This is a genomic window from Pseudomonas sp. Eth.TT006 (assembly GCF_054456575.1).
The window spans coordinates 222,525-242,861 of record NZ_JBTJEN010000004.1 but is presented as its reverse complement, the minus strand read 5'-3'; the positions used below and the strand labels follow the sequence as shown (position 1 = coordinate 242,861).

The 20,337-nt window shown below is 61.9% G+C and carries 23 protein-coding genes; 14 read left to right on the top strand and 9 right to left on the bottom strand.

Translation table 11 applies throughout. The annotated features are described in order from the left end of the window. Positions 1-5: 5 nt before the first annotated feature. Positions 6-521 carry a carboxymuconolactone decarboxylase family protein gene (locus ACXR0M_RS08835; RefSeq protein WP_458831544.1) on the bottom strand — a complete coding sequence of 172 codons (516 nt, stop codon included), beginning with the start codon at positions 519-521 and terminating at the stop codon, positions 6-8. A gap of 131 nt (positions 522-652) precedes the next feature. On the opposite strand from ACXR0M_RS08835, the gene ACXR0M_RS08830 reads away from it, so the two are divergent. Beyond that, positions 653-1,468, top strand: coding sequence for a cupin domain-containing protein (locus ACXR0M_RS08830; RefSeq protein WP_458831543.1), 816 nt, complete (start codon positions 653-655; stop codon positions 1,466-1,468). Between the two features lie 3 nt (positions 1,469-1,471). On the opposite strand, the gene ACXR0M_RS08825 is transcribed toward ACXR0M_RS08830, so the two are convergent. Then, positions 1,472-2,365, bottom strand: a complete 894-nt coding sequence (locus tag ACXR0M_RS08825) for a DMT family transporter (RefSeq protein WP_458831542.1) — start codon at positions 2,363-2,365, stop codon at positions 1,472-1,474. An 88-nt stretch (positions 2,366-2,453) separates the two neighbouring features. Here ACXR0M_RS08825 and ACXR0M_RS08820 point away from each other — a divergent pair, with 88 nt between their 5' ends. The 3 genes from ACXR0M_RS08820 (at position 2,454) to ACXR0M_RS08810 (ending at position 4,737) form a co-directional block, all read left to right on the top strand. Continuing rightward, positions 2,454-3,785 carry an aminotransferase-like domain-containing protein gene (locus ACXR0M_RS08820; RefSeq protein ID WP_458831541.1) on the top strand — a complete coding sequence of 444 codons (1,332 nt, stop codon included), beginning with the start codon at positions 2,454-2,456 and terminating at the stop codon, positions 3,783-3,785. 64 nt (positions 3,786-3,849) lie between these two features. Beyond that, complete coding sequence (locus tag ACXR0M_RS08815; RefSeq protein WP_458831540.1) at positions 3,850-4,242, top strand: c-type cytochrome; 393 nt, start codon at positions 3,850-3,852, stop codon at positions 4,240-4,242. A 159-nt stretch (positions 4,243-4,401) separates the two neighbouring features. Beyond that, positions 4,402-4,737: a hypothetical protein gene (locus tag ACXR0M_RS08810; RefSeq protein WP_458831539.1), complete on the top strand. Its 336-nt coding sequence runs from the start codon at positions 4,402-4,404 to the stop codon at positions 4,735-4,737. Positions 4,738-4,807: 70 nt separating this feature from the next. Here the strand turns inward: ACXR0M_RS08810 and ACXR0M_RS08805 are convergent, their stop codons facing one another. Together ACXR0M_RS08805 and ACXR0M_RS08800 are read right to left on the bottom strand one after the other, a co-directional pair. Then, on the bottom strand, positions 4,808-5,248 hold the full coding sequence (locus ACXR0M_RS08805; protein WP_458831538.1) for a phage infection protein: 441 nt from the start codon (positions 5,246-5,248) through the stop codon (positions 4,808-4,810). Between the two features lie 124 nt (positions 5,249-5,372). Continuing rightward, entirely contained in the window at positions 5,373-5,942 is a 570-nt protein-coding gene (locus ACXR0M_RS08800) for a chorismate mutase (protein WP_458831537.1), read from the bottom strand. A gap of 126 nt (positions 5,943-6,068) precedes the next feature. On the opposite strand from ACXR0M_RS08800, the gene ACXR0M_RS08795 reads away from it, so the two are divergent. Together ACXR0M_RS08795 and ACXR0M_RS08790 are read left to right on the top strand one after the other, a co-directional pair. Next, positions 6,069-7,427, top strand: coding sequence for an MATE family efflux transporter (locus tag ACXR0M_RS08795; protein WP_458831536.1), 1,359 nt, complete (start codon positions 6,069-6,071; stop codon positions 7,425-7,427). Between the two features lie 87 nt (positions 7,428-7,514). After that, the gene (locus ACXR0M_RS08790; protein ID WP_458831535.1) at positions 7,515-8,075 is read left to right on the top strand and encodes a YceI family protein; all 561 of its coding nucleotides are present in this window, start codon (positions 7,515-7,517) and stop codon (positions 8,073-8,075) included. 15 nt (positions 8,076-8,090) lie between these two features. On the opposite strand, the gene ACXR0M_RS08785 is transcribed toward ACXR0M_RS08790, so the two are convergent. Then, the gene (locus ACXR0M_RS08785; RefSeq protein ID WP_047601629.1) at positions 8,091-8,303 is read right to left on the bottom strand and encodes a YXWGXW repeat-containing protein; all 213 of its coding nucleotides are present in this window, start codon (positions 8,301-8,303) and stop codon (positions 8,091-8,093) included. A 41-nt stretch (positions 8,304-8,344) separates the two neighbouring features. Further along, a complete protein-coding gene (locus ACXR0M_RS08780) occupies positions 8,345-8,668 on the bottom strand; it encodes a YXWGXW repeat-containing protein (RefSeq protein ID WP_458831534.1) in 324 nt (107 codons plus the stop codon). Between the two features lie 247 nt (positions 8,669-8,915). Between ACXR0M_RS08780 and ACXR0M_RS08775 the strand changes: the two genes are divergently transcribed. Then, a complete protein-coding gene (locus tag ACXR0M_RS08775) occupies positions 8,916-9,602 on the top strand; it encodes a GNAT family N-acetyltransferase (protein ID WP_458831533.1) in 687 nt (228 codons plus the stop codon). Positions 9,603-10,016: 414 nt separating this feature from the next. Here ACXR0M_RS08775 and ACXR0M_RS08770 read toward each other — a convergent pair whose 3' ends face one another. Next, positions 10,017-10,958 (bottom strand): class I SAM-dependent methyltransferase, encoded by a 942-nt coding sequence (locus ACXR0M_RS08770; RefSeq protein ID WP_458831532.1) that lies wholly within the window; start codon positions 10,956-10,958, stop codon positions 10,017-10,019. 198 nt (positions 10,959-11,156) lie between these two features. Here ACXR0M_RS08770 and ACXR0M_RS08765 point away from each other — a divergent pair, with 198 nt between their 5' ends. The 3 genes from ACXR0M_RS08765 to ACXR0M_RS08755 all read left to right on the top strand — a co-directional run bounded on the left by ACXR0M_RS08765 (position 11,157) and on the right by ACXR0M_RS08755 (position 13,331). Further along, positions 11,157-11,570, top strand: a complete 414-nt coding sequence (locus ACXR0M_RS08765) for a response regulator (protein ID WP_458831531.1) — start codon at positions 11,157-11,159, stop codon at positions 11,568-11,570. A gap of 78 nt (positions 11,571-11,648) precedes the next feature. Beyond that, on the top strand, positions 11,649-12,317 hold the full coding sequence (locus tag ACXR0M_RS08760; protein WP_458831530.1) for an HAD-IA family hydrolase: 669 nt from the start codon (positions 11,649-11,651) through the stop codon (positions 12,315-12,317). Between the two features lie 216 nt (positions 12,318-12,533). Then, the gene (locus tag ACXR0M_RS08755) at positions 12,534-13,331 is read left to right on the top strand and encodes an SDR family NAD(P)-dependent oxidoreductase (protein ID WP_458831529.1); all 798 of its coding nucleotides are present in this window, start codon (positions 12,534-12,536) and stop codon (positions 13,329-13,331) included. 133 nt (positions 13,332-13,464) lie between these two features. On the opposite strand, the gene ACXR0M_RS08750 is transcribed toward ACXR0M_RS08755, so the two are convergent. Both ACXR0M_RS08750 and ACXR0M_RS08745 read right to left on the bottom strand, forming a co-directional pair. After that, the gene (locus ACXR0M_RS08750; RefSeq protein ID WP_458831528.1) at positions 13,465-14,859 is read right to left on the bottom strand and encodes a sensor histidine kinase; all 1,395 of its coding nucleotides are present in this window, start codon (positions 14,857-14,859) and stop codon (positions 13,465-13,467) included. Beyond that, complete coding sequence (locus tag ACXR0M_RS08745) at positions 14,837-15,520, bottom strand: response regulator transcription factor (RefSeq protein ID WP_458831527.1); 684 nt, start codon at positions 15,518-15,520, stop codon at positions 14,837-14,839. The genes ACXR0M_RS08750 and ACXR0M_RS08745 overlap by 23 nt, the downstream gene beginning before the upstream one ends. 306 nt (positions 15,521-15,826) lie before the next feature. On the opposite strand from ACXR0M_RS08745, the gene ACXR0M_RS08740 reads away from it, so the two are divergent. The 4 genes from ACXR0M_RS08740 (at position 15,827) to hcnC (ending at position 20,312) form a co-directional block, all read left to right on the top strand. After that, a complete protein-coding gene (locus tag ACXR0M_RS08740) occupies positions 15,827-16,759 on the top strand; it encodes a hypothetical protein (RefSeq protein WP_458831526.1) in 933 nt (310 codons plus the stop codon). A 580-nt stretch (positions 16,760-17,339) separates the two neighbouring features. Further along, positions 17,340-17,654, top strand: coding sequence for a (2Fe-2S)-binding protein (locus ACXR0M_RS08735; RefSeq protein ID WP_458831525.1), 315 nt, complete (start codon positions 17,340-17,342; stop codon positions 17,652-17,654). Further along, entirely contained in the window at positions 17,651-19,060 is a 1,410-nt protein-coding gene (hcnB, locus tag ACXR0M_RS08730; protein ID WP_458831524.1) for a cyanide-forming glycine dehydrogenase subunit HcnB, read from the top strand. Before ACXR0M_RS08735 ends, hcnB begins: the two co-directional genes overlap by 4 nt. Continuing rightward, entirely contained in the window at positions 19,053-20,312 is a 1,260-nt protein-coding gene (gene hcnC, locus ACXR0M_RS08725; protein ID WP_458831523.1) for a cyanide-forming glycine dehydrogenase subunit HcnC, read from the top strand. Before hcnB ends, hcnC begins: the two co-directional genes overlap by 8 nt. Positions 20,313-20,337: the final 25 nt, after the last annotated feature.

The following is a 20,337-nucleotide window of genomic DNA, read 5'->3' as shown; positions in this document are numbered from 1 at the left end:
TGCCTTCACGCAGCCGGCGGGAAGTCGATATCGGTCAGCGCCGCGTTGTTCAGGTAGTTGGTCAGCGTCTGCACCGCCACCAGCGCAATCACTTCAATCAGCTTGCTGTCGTCGATACCTGCAGCGCGAGCAGCGGCGATCTGCTCGTCGCTCAAGTGGCCACGGCTCTGCGTCAACTGCTGGGCGAGGGCGGCGTAGGCGTTCAGTTCGCCTTGGCGCGCCGCGCCGATGTCTTCTGCCGAGAGCCCGGCCTTGCTGGCGAACAGGCTGTGCGCCGCCAGGCAGTAATCACAGCCGTTGACCTGCGAGGTGGCCAGATACACGGCTTCTTTTTCCTTGGCGCTCAGCGAGGTCTTGCCGAGGATCGTCGAGGCCTGCACGTAAGTTTCCAGGGCGACCGGAGCGGTGGCCAGGGTGGCGAACACATTCGGCAGGAAGCCGATTTTTTTCTTCACGCCTTCCAGTGTCGGGCGGGTGGCGTCAGTGGCGTGTTCAAGGCTGATGGCATGGATGCGGCTCATGGTGATTCTCCAGAAGTCCGGTGCGAAGTGCGCCGGGGATGGAGCTCATGTTATGGAGCACGGCTGGTGCTTTGGCAGCAGATCGTCGAGGATATGCGACAGATCGTCCAGACTTGCTTCGGGAGACTTCCATGGATCGTCTGTCCACGCTGCTCAGCCATTTCGGCGTGAACGCCGGTACCTTTCATAGCGGCAGCTTTTGCGGACTCGGTTTGCACGAGGACGAAGCCGTCGGGCATGTGCATCTGTTGCAGGCCGGTGAATTGCTGCTCAAGCCCGGCATTGAGCGTGAGATCCGCATTGTCGAGCCGTCGCTGATTTTCTTCCCCAGACCTTTCACGCACCGCATGTCCGCCGACGAAGCCATGGGCGCGCAACTGGTCTGCGCCACGCTGACGTTTGACGGCGGTTCGGGCAATGCGCTGGCGGCTGCGTTGCCGGACTATCTGCTGCTCAAGCTCACTGAAGTACCGGAGCTGAGCAACACCCTGGAGTGGCTGTTTCGCGAGGCGTTCGACGGTCATTGCGGGCGCATGGCGGTAATGGATCGGCTGTTCGAGCTGCTGGTGATCCTGCTGTTGCGGCATCTGATCAGCAGCCGCGTGCAGCAACCGGGGATGATGGCCGGGCTGGCCGATCCGCGTCTGGCCCGCGCGCTGACCCTGATGCATGAGCAGCCGGCCAAACCTTGGCGCGTGGCGGATTTGGCGGCCGCCGCCAACCAGTCGCGCGCGGGGTTCGCCGAGCAGTTTCGCCGGGTGGTCGGGCAGTCGCCGGGCGATTATCTGCTGAGCTGGCGCGTCAGTCTGGCGCAGAAGCGCCTGCGTGAGGGCCGGCCGATTGCACTGATCGCTGAAGAGGTCGGTTATGAAAGCCCTTCGGCGCTGGCCCGGGCCTTTCGGCGCAAGACCGGGCTCAGCCCCCGGGAATGGAAGGGCAGCGTTTGAGGGTTAGCTGGCGAATTTCTTTGCTCCGGCCACACACAGAATCACCCCCAGCGTCACCGCGAGCATGCCGATGCTGACCTGTTCATGCAGCAAGGTCGCGGCCAGTGTCAGACCGAAAAACGGTTGCAGCAACTGCAATTGTCCGACGGCAGCAATCCCACCCTGGGCCAGACCGCGATACCAGAACACGAATCCGATCAGCATGCTGAACAGCGCCACGTAAGCCAGGCACAACCATGCCGACCAACTGATGTGGCTGAATGAGGCGGGCGCCAGCCACAGACTCGCGGCGGCCATCAGCGGCAGCGACAACACCAGCGCCCAACAGATCACCTGCCAGCCGCCGAGGGTGCGCGACAGCTTGGCGCCTTCGGCGTAACCCAGGCCACAGACCAGAATCGCCGCGAGCATCAGCAGATCACCGGTCGGCGAGGCGCTGAGTCCCTGCGCCAGGGCGTAGCCCACGACCAGGCCGCTGCCGAGCAGCGAGAACAGCCAGAACACCGGGCGCGGTCTTTCGCCGCCGCGCAAGACTGCGAAAATCGCCGTGGCCAGTGGCAGTAATCCGACAAACACGATCGAATGCGCCGACGTCACGTGTTGCAGGGCCAGCGCCGTCAGCAACGGAAATCCGAGCACCACCCCCAGCGCCACGATGCTCAATGACCACCATTGAGCCTTCGTCGGTCGCCGCTCACGAAACAACCACAACAGGGCCACTGCCAGCAGCCCGGCGATGGCCGCGCGGGCGACGGTGAGAAACACCGGATCGAACTCCAGCACTGCCAGCCGCGTGGCCGGAAGTGATCCGCTGAAAATCACCACACCGATCAAGCCGTTGATCCAGCCGCTGGTTTTTTCCAGGGCGGGGTTAGTCAGGTCCGAAGTCCGTTCCATCAAGGGTCACTCAAAAGTAGGGTTGCGTTGGCGCCATCCTGAGGTCGAGAATCAGCACAATCAAATAATTGTCATGGATACATCCGGCATGCCGCGCTCGCGCTACAAGACCCTGGTTGACGCCTTTGCCACGGACATTCGCTCGGGCCGACTGGCGCCCGGTATGCGCCTGCCCACCCACCGCGAACTGGCGACCCGTGAAGGATTGGCACTGGTCACGGCATCGCGGGTCTATGCCGAACTCGAAGCCATGGGCCTGGTCAGTGGCGAAACCGGACGCGGCACGTTTGTACGTGAAACCTCGTTGGCGCCGGGGCAGGGCATCGATCAGAAAGACGTGGCGGTGGGCATGGTCGATCTGAATTTCAACTACCCGTCCTTGCCCGGTCAGGCCGATCTGTTGCGCAACGCCCTGCGCCAACTGGCGCTGTCGGGGGATCTGGAAGCCTCGCTGCGTTATCAACCCCACGCCGGGCGCCAGCATGAGCGCGCCTCCATCGCGCGGCATTTGCAGGACCGCGACGTGCATGTAAATGCCGAGCAAATACTGATCGTCAACGGTGCCCAGCAGGGGCTGGCGGTGACCTTGATGGCTCTGCTCAAACCCGGCGATGTGATTGCGGCGGATGCGCTGACCTATTCCGGGTTCAAGGTGCTGGCCGAGGCGCTGCACCTGGAAGTCGTGGCGATGCCGCCCGGTGACCAAGGGCCGGATCTGGCGGCGCTGGATAAGCTCTGCCGCGGCCGTTCGGTGCGCGCCGTGTACAGCATGCCGACGCTGCACAATCCGTTGGGCTGGGTGACACCGTTGGAACAGCGCGAGCAACTGGTCGCGCTCGCCCGGCGGTATGATCTGACCCTCATCGAAGACGCGGCCTACGCCTTTCTGGTGGAAAACCCGCCGCGGCCATTGGTCGAGCTCGCACCGGAGCGCACGGTGTACGTGTCTGGACTGTCGAAGAACATCGCCACGGGGCTGCGTGTCGGTTTCATTGCGGCGCCGCTGCCCAAGGTGCCGGCGCTGGAGCGAGTCATCCGCGCCACCACCTGGAACACCCCCGGTGTAATGACCGCGTTGGCGTGCGGCTGGCTTGATGACGGCACCGTCAGCCTGCTGGAACAACAAAAGCGCGACGACGCCCAAGCGCGGCAAACGCTGGCCGCCGAGTTGCTGCAAGGGCTGCGCTGCATCGGCCATCCATCCTCCTATTTCCTGTGGCTGCCACTGCCGGAAGACGTGCGCGCCGATCAGATTGTGGTGGAGTTGATGCAGCAACAGATTTCCGTGACCACCGCCGAGCCGTTTGCCGTGTCGGCGCATGTGCCACACGCGATTCGGCTGGCGCTGGGCTCGGTGCAAATGGACGTGTTGCGGCAGGCGTTGATCACCGTCAGAAAGGTCATTGGCGCTTACCTGTAAAAAGCACCCTCATTACAAAATGTTAGCCTTGCCGCCACTGCATCACCCCGTTTTGGAAACTTTGATGAAAAACACCGTTGCACTCCTGCTTGCGCTCACCGCTACCGCCGTTCTGTTCAACAGCACCGCGCGTGCCGCGGGCGACCCCGCTGCCGGCGAAAAAATCTTCCCGCGTCTTTGCGGCGGCTGCCATCAGGTCGGCCCGGACGCGCGGCCGGGGTTCGGCCCGCAACTCAATGGCATCCTCGGCCGGGCGGCCGGGACCTCGGCCAACTACGTGTATTCCGACGCGATGAAAAACTCCGGCCTGACCTGGGATCGCGCGACCCTTACGGCGTATCTGAAAGACCCCAAAGGTGTAGTGCCGGGGACGCGGATGATTTTCTGGGGGCTGAGCGATGAGGAGAAGATCGATAATTTGCTGGCGTATCTGAGCACGCAGGCTGCGGCAAACTGAACCGGGTTGGATAAAAAACAACACGCTCTCTATGACGGGCAGGCCACGGCGGTCGTACTGCATGAAATTTGTCGACTTTGATACTAATAAGCCATCACCTCCGGTAAAGTGTGCGCCGCCCGAGAAACGGATCTCGGGCTACTACCCATGGAGTTTGCAGTGAAGTATCTGAGCAAAGTAGTCGCCGCCGCACTGTTCGGTGTGGTTCTGGCAGGTTGCACCGGCACCCCGATGAACACCAAACACTACGACAGCAGCCAATACACCGTGCTTGGCCACAGTGAAGCGACCGCCACCGGTCTGATGCTGTTCGGCGTGATCCCGATCCGGCAGAACAGCCGCTTCGTGCGCGCGCAGACTGCGGCCATCGAAGCCAAGGGCGGCGATGCCATGATCAACACTCAAGTTCAGGAAAACTGGTTCTGGGCGTGGGTATTGAGCGGCTACACCACCAAGATTTCCGGTGATGTGATCAAGCTGAAAACCGCTCAGTAAACAGCGGTTGAACGCAAAAGCCCGGCTGATCAGGCCGGGCTTTTGTATGGGCGGTGCTGCTGGCGTCGATTCAGACGACGCGGCGCTCGATCAAACGATCCGCACCACCTTCGGCAACGCGGCGTTCCTGCAGACGATCCGAACCACCTTCGGCAACGCGACGTTCCATCAAGCGATCCGAACCACCTTCGGCAACGCGGCGTTCCAGCAGACGATCCGAACCACCTTCGGCCACACGGCGTTCCAGCAGACGATCCGAACCACCTTCGGCTACACGGCGCTCCAGCAGACGATCCGAACCACCTTCGGCTACACGGCGTTCCAGCAGACGATCCGAACCGCCTTCGGCTACACGGCGCTCCTGTAAACGATCAGAACCACCTTCAGCCAGACGGCTTTCAATCAACTTGTCCGAGCCGCCTTCAGCGACCAGGGTGTGAACAGAAGTTGCTGCAAAAGCGTTAACTGCGAGAACCGAGAATGCGATACCGAGGATGGTTTGGCGTTTCATGATCGTGTGCTCCGGGATGTAGTTGGTTTGTCTGGAGCCGATGTTACGCCGCGGATTTTTTATGAGAACTTCATTGGCGTGATGGTAACTATCGACGCCAGCAATGTGTGCCACAACCCCCGATTCAGAGGCCTGGCGCGCGAATACACAGCTCTGCGCTGGCGCGGGTCAGGGCCAGTTCGTGCAGTGCATCATGGGTCAAACCCTGTCGCGCCTTGGCCAGCCAGACCGGACAAGCGGGATCGCGACGATAGGGCACGAAGTCGGCGTATTGCTGCAGCAGACGGTTTTGCAGCTCGTCCAGTTGCGGGCGGATCTGCTGCGCCAGATCCGGTCGTGGCGTGTCCAGTGCATGGCCTGCTGCTTGCCATTGCGCCAGCAGTCCGTACTGCACCAGTTTGTTGGCTTCGATTTGCGCGGCGAGCAACTGTGCCACGTCGTCGGGATCGAGCTTTCGTTGGCTGGCCAGCGTCCGCGCATTGGCGATGACCTGCGCCTCGCGCGGGCTGTCCTGGATCGGCTTGCCGCTGTCCCATTTGCTCAGCGCGACGAGATCGCCAATGTTCAGGCGTTCGTTGAGGGTGGTCAGCAAGGGCCGCAAGGTTTCGGCGGGCGCGGGCGCTTCGGCGGCGTGAGCCATGTGGCCGAAAACCAGCAGCAGGGAACAGCTCAGGGCATTTCGCAACGGAGTCATGGGCAGGTGTGTTCCATGAAAAAGGGTGCCGCCATTTAAGCCTTGGGCGCGGGCGATGTCGACCGACTTTAACCCGCTCATCTAGCGTAAGATCCCTCGCACCTCCCACCCCGAGACGGATCCTCAATGCAGACCCCGGACACCCATAAACCCCTTTGGCAAACCTACCTGCTGTTCCTTGCGCCGATGGTGCTGTCCAACTTTCTGCAATCGATGTCGGGCACGGTCAACAGCATTTACATCGGGCAGATGCTCGGTACGCAGGCGCTGGCGGCGGTGTCGGGGATGTTTCCGATCGTGTTCTTCTTTATCGCCTTGGTGATCGGGCTGGGGGCCGGCGCGGGTGTGCTGATCGGCCAGGCGTGGGGCGCGCGCGAGGCGCACATGGTCAAGGCGATTGCCGGGTCGACTTTATTGCTCGGGGTGTTGATCGGCTTGCTGGCGGCGGTGCTCGGCAGCGTATTTGCGCGCCCGGCGTTGCAAGGGTTGGGCACGCCGGCGGATGTGCTGGACGATGCGGTGGCGTATGCGCACGTGATGATGTGGATCCTGCCGTCGCTGCTGGTGTTTGTGCTGTTCACGCAGTTGCTGCGCGGGGTCAGCGATACCGTGTCGCCGCTGCTGGCACTGATTGTCTCGACCTCGGTCGGGCTGGCACTGACGCCGGTGTTGATTCGCGGCTGGCTCGGCTTGCCGCCGTTGGGAATTCAGAGCGCGGCGTTCGCCGGGCTGGCCGGTAACCTGTCGGCGATGGCCTGGCTGGCATGGCGGCTGATTCGCAACAAGCATCCGCTGGCGCCGGACCGGGAGTTTTTCGCCGCCCTGCGCCTGGACACCGCGATTCTCGGCAAGGTGTTGCGCATCGGTCTTCCGACCGGGGTGCAGATGATTGTGTTATCACTCTCGGAGCTGGTGATTCTGGCGCTGGTCAATCAGCACGGCTCGCAGGCCACGGCGGCGTATGGCGCGGTGACGCAGATCGTCAACTACGTGCAGTTCCCGGCGCTGTCGATTGCGATCACCGCCTCGATCCTTGGCGCTCAGGCCATTGGTGCCGGACGCCTGGAACGCCTGGCGCTAATCCTGCGCACCGGGCTGTTGATCAATGTGTGCCTGACCGGCGGCCTGATCGTGCTCGGGTACCTGTTGTCGCACTGGTTGCTCGGCTTGTTCCTGACGGATGATTCGACCCGAGCCATGGCCGAACACTTGTTGCACATCATGCTCTGGAGCCTGCTGGTGTTCGGCTTCCAGGCCATCATCGGCGGCATCATGCGCGCCAGCGGCACGGTGCTGGTGCCGGTGGCGATCGCTATTGTCTGTGTGGTCGGCGTGCAATTGCCGGCGGCATACTGGCTGGACGGGCAGTACGGTTTGCAGGGCGTGTGGATGGCGTTTCCGGTGGCGTATCTGGGCATGCTGGTGCTGCAGACGCTGTATTACAAACTGGTCTGGCAGCAGCAGAAGATCGAGCGGCTGGTCTGAGCCTGATCCACCGCGGGAGACCGCTGACATGGCGTAACCACGGGTTGTTTGCTTAAGTCAGTCGAGGCCTCGAAGCTGGAGAATCCCATGGGTGTTCGATTCACCGCTGCGGCACTGTTTGCCTGGCTGTGCGCCACGGGCGTCGCGCAGGCCGCTGAATACCATCGCGTCAACACCACCGCGAGCCAGATCAGCTTCACCTACAAGCAGATGGGCTCGTTGATGTACGGCACCTTCGGCAAGTTCGAAGCGACGCTGCAATTCGACAGCGACAACCTCGCCACTGCCCACACCACGTTGCACATCGACCTCACCAGCATCGACGCCGGCAGCAGCGACGCCAACACCGAGCTGGTGAAACCGGCATGGTTCGATACCCAGCGCTTTCCCACGGCGGTGTTCGAGTCCAGCCGCTTTACCCAGGTGACCGACAATCACTATCTGATCGCCGGGCAACTCACGCTCAAAGGCATCACCCGCGAGGTGCAGGTGCCGGTCGAGTTGAAGCCGGACAGCGCGATCGGCATCTTCGATGGCGAACTGGTGCTCAAGCGCGACCAGTTCGGACTCGGGGCGGGAGAGTGGGCGGACAGCGTGGTGTCCAACGACATTGCGATCAAGTTCAAGGTGGTGGCGCCACAACAGTGACGCCACGCCTGACGATCAATAAGCGCGCCAGTGGCCCGGTGCCCAGCGCCACTCACGGCCATCCCAGCGATAGTGGCCGGCAACCCAGTGATAGCCGGGGGCGGGCATCACCGGCACGACCTCTACCGGCGGCGGTGGCCGATGCGGCCGCACCGGTTCAACAATACAGCCGGACAAGGTGATTGCGACCAGCGAGGCGGCGAGCAAAGTTTTCAAGGTTCGCGACATGGTGGTGTCCCCGATAGATGAAGTGTGCAGGATGGTCGGGCTCAACGCGCCCAGTGGCCTTCAATCCAGTACCAGTTCGGCCCGCGCGCCTGCCAGTGACCGGGTTTCCAGTGCGCGCCGTAGCGCACCGGTTGCCAGTGGCCGGGCAGCCACACGTAACCGCGTCCTTCCCAACGCCAGTGGCCCTGATCCCATACATACCCGGGACGCGGTCCGGGCATCACTTCCACGCGCATCGGCGGTGGTGCCTGCTGGACGATGACTACCTGCTCGGCGAACACCGGCGCACTGGCCAGCGCCGCCAGCGTCATCGGTACCAGCAGCAGGGACTTTCGCCATTGGAACAGCGAACGCAAAACGCTCATGACAACTCCTCGAGAGGCCTGCGCGAACAGATCACGCAGTTGAAGAATTGGACGCCAAATCGGCGAAAGATCCGCTCCCTGGCAGATGAAATTTTCTTCAGAACGACACGTAGGGGCTGCCGCAGGCTGCGATCTTTTGATTTTTTCAACAACAAGATCAAAAGATCGCAGCCTGCGGCAGCTCCTACAAAGAGCAGGCATCGGGACACGGTATGATGTCGCGGTTTTCCGTCGGAGTTCAGCTGTCATGCCACGCATCACCCACTACAAATCCCCATGCCCAGAAAGCGTCAACAGCCAGATTCTGCAACTGGTGGTCGACTACCTGACCGACATCAGTGCGGTCGGCCTCGGCCCGAGCAACCTGCTGTACAACGTTTATCAGTACGCGGTCGGCTATGAGGTGCATCTGTATCTGGAGGCGCTGAACGGCGAGAAGGGCACCGAGGTGGAGTTGCTGGTGGCGATCGCCGAGGATGATCCGCAAACGGTTATCGGTTTCCTCCTGTACCTGCCGGTGCAGGGCGATTGGGAGGCGTGCAGCGTCGCCTACATGGCGGTGCGCGAAGGCTATCGGCGCCAGGGCGTGGCGCGCGCGATGATCGGAGAGATGGTCAGCCGTTATCCGCACGTCGAGCTGACCTGCAGCGTCGGCAAAGTGCCGCACTTCGAAGCGCTGGGCTTCGAGGTGCTCGGCGCGCGTGAAACGCAGGTACTGATGAGCACCCGGCATTACCGCAGCAATGGCCTGCGCGGTTTTATCGACACCACACCGATCTATCGCTCGCTGGAAGTGCAGCAGATCCACACCTATCTGCTGCAGAAAAACGGCAAGCGCGCGATGCTCGATGCCGAGAAACAGCGCGACCGGCACCTGGATCAAGTGACCCGGCACACCGAAGAGTTCGTCCGCCAGCGCCTGACGCTGCATTGAGGCTGAGGCAAAAAACAGGCAAAAAAAGAGCCTCGAAGCTCTTTGATGGGGAGTAGTAGAGCCCACGAGGCTCAAGTGGTGCATGCAACAAGGAACGGGCTTGCTTTGGGTTCAGAACACCCGTTCTCTACGCAAACGCCCAGGAGTGAAGCGCCTGCGTAGCTTCATCATGGGAACGTGCGGGGGGCGACTCAAGTACCGCTAGTCGCGCGATAGGAAGAAGCATTGCTAGGGCGCGGCATGGGACGGGGATGTCGAGCTGTTTGCCGGCTGCCTGAGCCACCACAATACCTGTGGGAGCTGGCTTGCCAGCGATGAGGGCCGCACAGTTGGCATCCTCGACGCCTGGAATACCGCGATCGCTGGCAAGCCAGCTCCCACAGGGGGTGACGGTGTTTGCGAGAGAACGGAATGTCAGTTTGTGCGTTTGAAGACCAGGGCTTTCAGGCCACTCTCGGGATCGACATCCGGAAACTCCGGCGGATTCTCCAGCCGCTGCTCGAAGCGCAGGCTCGGTGCCTCCTGGGTCACTCCGTCAATCAGGAAATCCGATCCAAACGACGGATCATTCATGCACGCCAGCACCGTGCCTTGCGGCGTCAGCAGTTCCGGCAAGCGACGCAGCACGCGTTGATAGTCCTTGGTCAGCAGGAAACTGCCTTTCTGGAACGACGGCGGATCGATGATCACCAGGTCGTACGGGCCGCTGTTGATCACTTTGCCCCAGGACTTGAACAGGTCGTGGCCGAGGAAACTCACCTTGCTCAGGTCGTGCCCGTTCAGGCGATGATTGTCACGACCCCGGCTCAGCGCGGCGCGGGACATGTCGAGGTTGACCACATGGCTGGCGCCGCCCTCGATCGCCGCCACGGAAAACCCGCAGGTGTAGGCGAACAGGTTCAGCACGCGTTTGCCTGCCGCCTGCTCACGGACCCAATTGCGCCCGTAGCGCATGTCGAGAAACAGCCCGGCGTTCTGCTTGCGGCCCAGGTCGACGCGGTACTGCAAGCCGCCCTCGACGATGCTCATCTCGTCAATCTCATTACCCAGCAGCCATTCGGCGGTGCTTTGCGGCAGATAGCGATGTTGCAGCAGCAAGGTGTGTGCGCCGGATTGCTGCCACTCGGCCGAGGTGCTGACGTCGAGCAGCAAGTGTTTGAGCGCTTCGAGTTGCTCCGGCGCCGGTTCCTTGAACAACGAAACCAGCACCACCCCTTGCTGCCAGTCCACCGTCAACTGCTCCAGCCCCGGCCAGCAACGCCCGCGGCCATGGAACAGACGGCGGGTTTCGCTCGGTGCTGCAGCGAGTGCGGGCAGCAGATGGGCGCGGAGGGTGGCGAGGGCTTCAGGGTTCATCAGTCACGATCGGCAAGCAAAAGGGCCGGCATTTTAACCACAAAAATCGCCTGGCGAACGCCCGACGACCAAGGCCATCGATGACCGTCAGGAAAAGACCCGTATCAAAAATGAATTTATGCAGGGCGCGCCGCTCATACCTGTTAAGTAGCGGATTCGAGTCGCTAAAACGTTAATGAAATCAGGGAGTGTCAGTTCATGAGTCCAACACCGACGCCAAGTGCGCACCTTCCTGGCGGGTTGATTCTGGTGGTTGAGGACGATCCGTTGATTCTGGAGTTTCTGTGCGAAATTCTTCAGGACGAAGGATTCAAGGTCGAACCGCAGACCAGCGCCGACGCAGCCAAAGTGTATCTCGAGACGCACGCGCCGGAAGTGGCGTTGCTGCTCACCGACATCACCATGCCCGGCGAAATCAACGGCGCCGGGCTGGCCAATCTGGTGGGTGATCGCTGGCCCGACAAGCCGATAATGATCATGTCCGGCTATGAAACCCCGGAGACCTCGGGGGTCAAGCATTCGGTGGCGTTCATCAAGAAGCCTTGGGCGATCGGCCAGTTGCTCGATTGTGTGGACAGCGCCTTCAAGTCCAAGCCTCAGCGCCCGCACTGATTGGCGGCGGCAAGCTGCCGGGCAACAATGCTACATTGCCCGGCCAATCCGCCCAGTATTGTCAGAGGATGCGACCTTTTGTCTGCTCACGATAACGTCTTCGACCGCGCGTTCGGCGCGTTCCTGTTCGACATGGACGGCACCGTCCTCAATTCCATCGCCGCCGCCGAGCGGGTGTGGGCGGCGTGGGCCGAACGCCACGGCGTTGATGTCGAAATGTTCCTGCCGACCATTCATGGTGCTCGCGCCATCGACACCATCCGCCGTCTGAACCTGCCGGGCGTCGATGCCGAGGCGCAAGCGGCATTCATCGCACAGGCGGAAATCGATGACGTGGAAGGCATCGTGCAGATCCCCGCAGCGGCGGCGTTTCTCAACCGCCTGCCGGCCGAGCGCTGGGCGATGGTGACCTCGGCGCCCCGGGCTCTGGCGTTGCGGCGCATGGCGGCGGCGGGGATTGCCGAGCCAGCGCTGATGATCACCGCTGAAGACGTAACGGTCGGTAAACCGGATCCGGCCGGCTATCGTCTGGCCGCGCAACGCCTGGGACTCGATCCGCGCGATTGCCTGATATTCGAAGACGCTGCCGTCGGCATCCAGGCCGCCGAAGCGGCGGGCGCGGCGCTGATGATCATCACCACCACGCATCAGCACCCCCTCGAAACCTCCCATGCGACCATCGACAGTTATGAAGGGCTGAGCGTCAGCGTCGACAGCGAAGGCCGACTATTGCTGCATTTGAAATAACCCCGAAACCCTGTAGGAGCTGCCGCAGGCTGCGATCTTTTGACTTTGTTTTTAAAAAGCAAGATCAAAAGATCGCAGCCTGCGGCAGCTCCTACAGGGGGTATCTGTGGTGTTGCTCCGGTCGTCGGTCGGCAATGTCTTTGCTTGAGCAATATCGCGTCTACGCTGATCCATTCCTTGTATTTTCCGTGTCTTGCCCATCGAAGAGGTAAACCCATGAAAATCGACTTGAGTGGAAAACTGGCCATCGTCAGCGGCAGCACCGGTGGCATCGGGCTGGGCATCAGCCAGTCGCTGGCCGAAGCCGGCGCCACGGTGGTGGTGATTGGCCGCGAGACGGCCAAGGTCGAGCAGGCGCTGGCCAGCATTCGTCAGCAGGTGCCGGCTGCGCAATTGCGCGGGCTGACCGCCGATCTGGGCACCGCCGAAGGCGCCGAAAAGCTGTTCGCCGCCGAACCGCGCGCAGACATTCTGGTGAACAACCTCGGGATCTTCGACGCGGTGGATTTCTTCGACACGCCGGACAGCGAGTGGACGCGTTTCTATGAGGTCAACGTGATTTCCGGCGTGCGCCTGTCGCGGCATTACGTGCCGGGGATGGTCGAGCAGGGCTGGGGCCGGGTGATTTTCCTGTCGTCGGAATCCGGCGTGGCGACGCCGGCCGACATGCTGAATTACGGCGTCACCAAAAGCGCCAACCTTGCGGTGTCCCATGGTCTGGCCAAGCGGCTGGCTGGCACCGGGGTGACGGTCAATGCGGTGCTGCCGGGGCCGACCTTTACCGGTGGCGTGGAACATATGCTCAAGGACGCTGCGGCCGAGTCCGGGCGTAACCTGCGCGAAGAAGCCGACGCCTTTGTGCGCCGCGCGCGGCCGACGTCGATCATCCAGCGTGTGGCCGACGTCGCCGAGGTGGCGCATCTGGTCACCTACATCGCTTCGCCGTTTTCCTCGGCCACCACCGGTGCAGCCTTGCGCGTGGATGGCGGCGTAGTCGACAGTATGGCGATCTGAATATTTACAGACAAAACGCAAAACCCTGTGGGAGCGAGCTTGCTCGCGAAGGCGTCGGACCAGTCAACATTTTCAGTGACTGACACACCGCCTTCGCGAGCAAGCTCGCTCCCACAGGGGGATCCACGTCATATCAGGAATTGGCGATCAACCGCTGCCGGCAATCCAGCACCAGCTTCGCGCCGCCCAACTCACTGCTACCTACCTCAAGATTGAAGCCATGCAGGCTGACAATCGCCGCGACAATCGACAGGCCCAGGCCAAAGCCGCTTTGCGGTTGCCCGCCCTCGGCGCGATAGAAGCGCTGGAACACCGCCTCACGTTCGGCCTCGGGAATGCCGGGGCCGGAGTCGTGGACTTCGATCCGCGTATGCCCGCCATCATTGACTCCACGCAGAATTACTGTGCCGCCGGCCGGGGTGAATTTGATCGAGTTGCTCAGCAGATTCGCCAGCGCCTCGAACAGCAGCGCCCGGTCACCGTTCAGCTGCGGCAGGGTTTCCGGCATGTTCAGCACGAACAGTAGCTCGCCTTCTTCTGCCAGCGGCAGGTAAAACTCATGCAGTTCTTCGAGCAATTGCACCGGATCAAGCTCGACAAACCCTGAGCGGCGCTGGCGATCTTCCAGCTCGGAAATCCGCAGCAAGCCGCGAAACCGCGCCATCAGCGTGTCCGCTTCGGCCAGTACCAGATCCAGTTGCGCCGCTTCCTGCGAACCTTCGCCGGCCTGCTGCTGCATGCGATACAACTGCGCGCGCAAGCGCGTCAGCGGCGTGCGCAGGTCATGGGCGATGTTGTCGCACACGCCTTTGACTTCGTGCATCAGCCGTTCGATGCGGTCGAGCATGGCGTTGACGATGGCGGCGAGCATGTCCAGTTCGTCGCGGCGGTTGGACAGCGGCAAGCGGTGGGTCAGGTCGCCGGCGACAATCGCCTGGGCGCTGTCCTGAATCGCGCGGATCCGGCGCATCGGCCGGCGCCGCAGCAGATGCCAGCCGGCAATCCCCGGCAGAATGGTCAGTGACACACCCCAGAACAGCGCATGCAGAATGATCCGCGTCACCGCGAACAGCGAACCATTGTCGCGCAGCAGCACCAGCCAGCGGCCGTCGCGGGTCTGGGTTGCCACGGCGTCGCAGCTGTCGGCGGGCAGAGTCGGATCGTCGGAGTCGGCGCAATCATCGAGGGTGTGGATCTTGCCGTCCAGCGGCAGGCCTTCGGGCAGTTGCTGCAGGGCGCCGCCGAGGTACATGCCCTGGGCGTCGAACAGGCCATAAGCGTCGATGCCGCGGATGTCGAAGGTCATGCTGGCGGCGAGCGCTTCTTCCAGTTGCTCACCGCGAAAGTGCGAAAACAGATGCTGACGCTGCATCAGCGAATGCTTGGCGAGGTTGTCTAGGTAGCTGGACACCTCGAAATACATGACCCCCATGAGGATCGCGCTCCAGGCCACGAACAGCGAACTGTACAGCGCCAGCAGTCGGCTGCTGGAGGAACGCCAGCCGTCAGACGGGTTCGGCAATGACATAACCCGAGCCCCGTACCGTGCGAATCAACGGAACATGGCCCGCCGCGTCGATCTTTTTGCGCAGACGTCCGATGTGTACGTCGATCAGGTTGGTGCCCGGGTCGAAGTGATAACCCCAGACTTCTTCGAAAATCATCATCCGCGAGAGGATCTGCCCGCTGTTGCGCATGAGGAATTCGAGCAGCTTGTATTCGGTCGGCAGCAGCGTCAGCACCTGATCGGCGCGGCGCGCTTCGTGGCTGATCAGGTCCAGTTCGAGGTCGGCGACCTGCAGCGTGGTGGCCTGAGTGGCGACGCTGTTCTGCCGGCGCAACAGCACTTCGACCCGCGCGGCCATCTCGTCGGTGGCGAACGGTTTGGTCAGGTAGTCATCACCGCCGGCGCGCAGACCGCGCACGCGCTCGTCGACATCGGAGAGGGCGCTGATCATCAGAATCGGCGTGGCCACGCCCATGGTGCGCAGGGTGGTGACGATGGCCAGGCCATCGAGCTCCGGCAGCATGCGGTCGAGGGTGATCAGGTCGTAGTTGCCGCTGACGGCACGGTCGAGGCCTTCGCGGCCGTTGTCGACCCAGTCCACTTCCAGGCCGTGACTGCTGAGTTCGGCGACGATTTCACGGGCAGTCACGGCATCGTCTTCGATGGTCAAAATACGAGTCATAGAGCAAGCCTTGATCGGTTCAAACGGAATGGCAGCATTTTGCCAAGTATTTTCCGGCGCGCTTTAAATTAACTTTCATGTATAGCCTGCACCAAGGCAAAACCGGCGGGGGTTGTCGTTTTGTCGTCAATGCAGAAAACCCGCTGCTTTGCGCGCATTGTTGCAAATTGCAATGAGTGCAGAAGTTCAGTCTTTTTAAGACATTGAAATCTAACGATTTATTTAATCCAGGCAAATGGCACGGTCGCTGCAATTCATCGCTTGACGAGTTGTAACACTATTTTTCATGCCTGGAGCACTACAACAATGAATAGATCCTCAGATGGTTTTTATGCTGCTTACGAGGGAGAGTCGAGTAACGTCTCGGGCGTGTCCTGGGGCGCGATTTTCGCCGGCGCAGCGGCGGCCGCAGCACTGTCGATGATTTTGGTGCTGCTGGGCTTCGGTCTTGGCTTCTCTGCAGTGTCGCCATGGGCGGGAGAGGGCATCAGCGCGAAGGGTCTGGGGATTTCCACGATTGTCTGGCTGGCGGCGACGCAAATCATCGCTTCCGGCCTGGGTGGCTACATTGCCGGTCGCCTGCGAGTGAAGTGGGCCAACATGCATGGGGATGAAGTGTATTTCCGTGATACCGCCCACGGCTTCCTCGCCTGGTGTGTGGCCACGCTGGTCACCGCGATTCTGGTCGTCGGCTCGGTCAGCAGTGTGATCAGCGGTGGCGTGCAGGCCGGTGCCAGCGTCGCCGGTGGTGCCGCAGCGGCCGCTACGCAAGCTGCCGGCTCGGCTGCTGCCAACACCAACAGCGATCAGTACGGCTACTTCGTCGACAGCCTGTTCCGTGACGATCGTCCTGCGGCGGTCAGCGATGACGCAGCCCGTGGCACCGTCACCCGGATCTTCGCCCAGAGCCTGGCCAACGGCCAACTCAGCCCTGAAGACCGCACCTATCTCGCGCAACTGGTCGCCCAGCGTACCAACCTGAGCCAGGCCGATGCTGAACGTCGCGTGGACGAAATCTATGCCCGCACCCAGAAAGCCATCGCCGACGCCAAAGTGAAAGCACAACAAGCCGCCGACACCGCCGCCAAGGTTGCCGCCTGGACCTCGCTGTGGATGTTCATCGCACTGCTCGCCGGTGCCTTCTTCGCTAGCCTGGCTGCCACTTATGGCGGTCGCCGCCGCGATGCGGTTGAGTACGTCGAAGTCGAAACCTATACCACCACGACCCCTGTTCGTTAACGCTCAACAAGGAGCATGACCATGCGCTCATTACTGCTGTTTTTCCTTGGTGTACCGATCCCGATCATCATCCTGATTGCGCTGTTCGTACACTGATCCGACTGCTCTATTGAGGCCTTTGCCTCGGCCGCTTTCACTTCACGGTGGAAGCGGTTTTTTCATGTTTGCGCCATTTTCATGCCCGCCACATTTCCCACGCCTGTCACATTTTGCTGCCTGTCACGATTCCCTGTAGGAGCTGCCGAAGGCTGCGATCTTTTGATCTTGAAAAACAACGTCAAAAGATCGCAGCCTTCGGCAGCTCCTACAGGGGGGAATGCGGGGAGCGGATAAACAGACGGACATACCGGGATCCATACAGGCGCAGTTGATTTACCGATCTGGATCAATATTCGCTTTGGCGATTTCTCCTAATTTAAAAGAACCAGACCCTTGCCGCGGTATCGACTACAGTGCTCCAGTGCGCGATTTGCTGCGCTCATGGAGTCGCCAGGCAGACCCCACCAAAAATTACAACGGGCGCCGGGCAGAGTGCAGCAAGGAGCTGACACCCACCAAACCTTCACGGATGAACATTGCAATGCACTGCCTAGAAAGAACCTTCGATATCCAGCCGCTGGCCCAGGCGGACATGACCGTGCACATCAACGGCCAACCGGTGACTGCCGCGATCGGCGAAACCGTGCTCAGCGTTATCCAGTCCCTCGGCGTGCGTCAGATCGCACGCAATGATCACGACCAGATCAGCGGCGCCTACTGCGGCATGGGCGTGTGCCAGTGCTGTCTGGTGAAAATCAACGGCCGCCACAAGCGCCGCGCCTGCCAGACGGTGGTGCGCGATGGCATGCAGATTGAAACCCGGGTCAACCGCATCGCCGGGCAGGAGCGCGTATGAGCCAGCAACCGCTGATCGTCGGTGGCGGCCCGGCGGGGATGGCGGCGGCCATCGAACTGGCGCGCCACGGCGTGCGCTGCACCTTGCTCGAAGAAGCCTCACGCCTGGGCGGTGTGGTCTATCGCGGGCCGCTGCGTGATGGCGTGCAGCTGGATTATCTGGGGCCGCGTTATTCCGAAGCGCTGAGCAAACTGCACGGCGATTTCCAGGAGCAATCGGGGCTGATCGACGTGCGCCTCAACCACCGCGTGGTCGGCGCCGAAGGCACCCGGGCGCTGGTGGTGCTGGATGGCGACGAGCAACTGCACGAAATCCATTACCCGCAGTTGCTGCTGGCCGCCGGTTGCCACGAACGCAGCGTGCCGTTCCCCGGCTGGACACTGCCGGGAGTGATGATGCTCGGCGGTCTGCAACTGCAGATCAAAAGTGGCGTGGTCAAGCCGCAGGGACCGGTGATCATCGCCGGCACCGGGCCGTTGCTGCCGCTGGTGGCAACTCAGTTGCACGCCTCCGGGGTCAAAGTCGCCGGCGTGTATGAAGCCTGTGCGTTCAGCAAGATCGCCCGCGAAAGTCTGGCGCTGCTGAACAAGCCGCAGCTGTTCCTTGATGGCCTGAGCATGCTCGCCTACCTGAAACTGCATGGCATCCCGATGAACTACGGCTGGGGCATCGTTGAAGCCCACGGCGAGGATGAGCTGAAAAGCGTCAGCGTCGCGCCATACTCGGCCACCTGGGAGCCGGACCTGACCCGTGTCGAACGCTTTGAAGCGCAAACCCTGGCGGTCGGCTACGGCTTTATCCCGCGTACCCAACTCAGCCAGCAGATGGGCCTCGATCACGGCTTCAGCGACGACGGCTACCTGCGCGCCAATTCGAATCTCTGGCAGCAGAGCAATGAAGCGCACGTGCACCTGGCCGGCGACATGGGCGGGATTCGGGGCGGTGAAGCGGCGATGCTCGCCGGCAAGATCGCCGCGACCTCGATTCTGCTGCAACGCGGGATCATCGAAGAGGATCTGGCGCGGGTGCGCCGCGATCGTTACTTGAGCAAACTGAAAACCATCGTGCGCTTCCGTGCCGCGGTGGACCGCTACACCGAACGCGGCATCGGCCAGACCGCGTTGCCGGCGGCGGACACGGTGATCTGCCGTTGCGAACACGCGACCCGCGCCGACATCGATCGGGCGCTGGAGCAGGGCGTGCAAGACATCGCCAGCCTGAAGATGCGCACCCGGGTGAGCATGGGCGATTGCCAGGGGCGGATGTGCGTCGGCTACTGCAGCGACCGTCTGCGCCAGGCCACCGGGCGCAAGGACGTCGGCTGGTTGCGCCCGCGCTTCCCGATCGATCCGATTCCTTTTTCCGCGTTCCCGTCTGTCGGCACGGAGGCCGCTTCCCATGAGTAAGTTCTACGACGTGATCATCGCCGGCGGCGGTGTGATTGGTGCGTCTTGCGCCTATCAGTTATCCAAGCGCCAGGGCCTCAAGGTCGCGCTGATCGATGCGAAGCGTCCGGGCAACGCGACCCGCGCCTCGGCCGGCGGCTTGTGGGCCATCGGTGAGTCGGTGGGGCTTGGTTGCGGGGTGATTTTCTTCCGCATGATGTCGGCCAATCGCAAGCGCGCCACCCAGGGTGCGGCGGTGGCGGTGGACGCCAGCACGCCGCACATTCTGCCGCAGTCGTTCTTCGATTTCGCTTTGCAGTCCAACGCGCTGTATCCGGTGTTGCACCGTGAGCTGAAAGACAACCACGGCATGGATTTCAAGTTCGAAAAGACCGGGTTGAAATTCGTCATCTATGACGACGAAGACCGGCTCTACGCCGAGCACATTGTCAGTTGCATTCCACACCTCGCCGATCAGGTGCGCTGGCTCGATCAGGCGGCGTTGCGTGAGGCCGAACCGAGCGTCAGCCACGAGGCCCGAGGGGCGCTGGAGTTTCTCTGCGATCACCAGGTCAGCCCGTTCCGTCTGGCCGATGCCTACATGGAAGGCGCGCGGCAAAACGGCGTGGATATTTTCGTCAACACCAACGTTACCGGGGTGTTGCACCACGGCACTCGCGTTACCGGCGTGCAGACCGCCGAGGAGGGCGTGTTCCACTGCAAGACCCTGATCAACGCCGGCGGCGCTTGGGCGGCAGACCTGAGCGAGTGGGCGACGGGTATTCGCATTCCGGTGAAACCGGTCAAGGGCCAGATTCTGCTGACCGAACGCATGCCGAAGATCCTCAACGGCTGCCTGACCACCAGCGACTGCTACGTGGCGCAGAAGGACAACGGCGAGATCCTGATCGGCAGCACCACCGAAGACAAAGGCTTCGACGTCACCACCACCTACCCGGAAATCGCCGGGCTGGTGCAGGGCGCGGTGCGCTGCCTGCCGGAACTCAAGGACATCAACCTCAAACGCACCTGGGCGGGATTGCGTCCGGGCTCGCCGGATGAACTACCGATTCTCGGGCCGATGCGCGGCGTCGAAGGCTACCTGAATGCCTGCGGCCACTTCCGCACCGGCATCCTGACCTCGGCGATTACCGGGGTGCTGCTGGACAAACTGGTCAACGATGAACCGCTGCCACTGGATATCACGCCGTTTCTCGCGGACCGCTTCGAAGTCGCACCCGTCAAGGCCGAACCAGAACTGGAACTGGCCTGATCCAAGTAACATTGATGGCGACTGT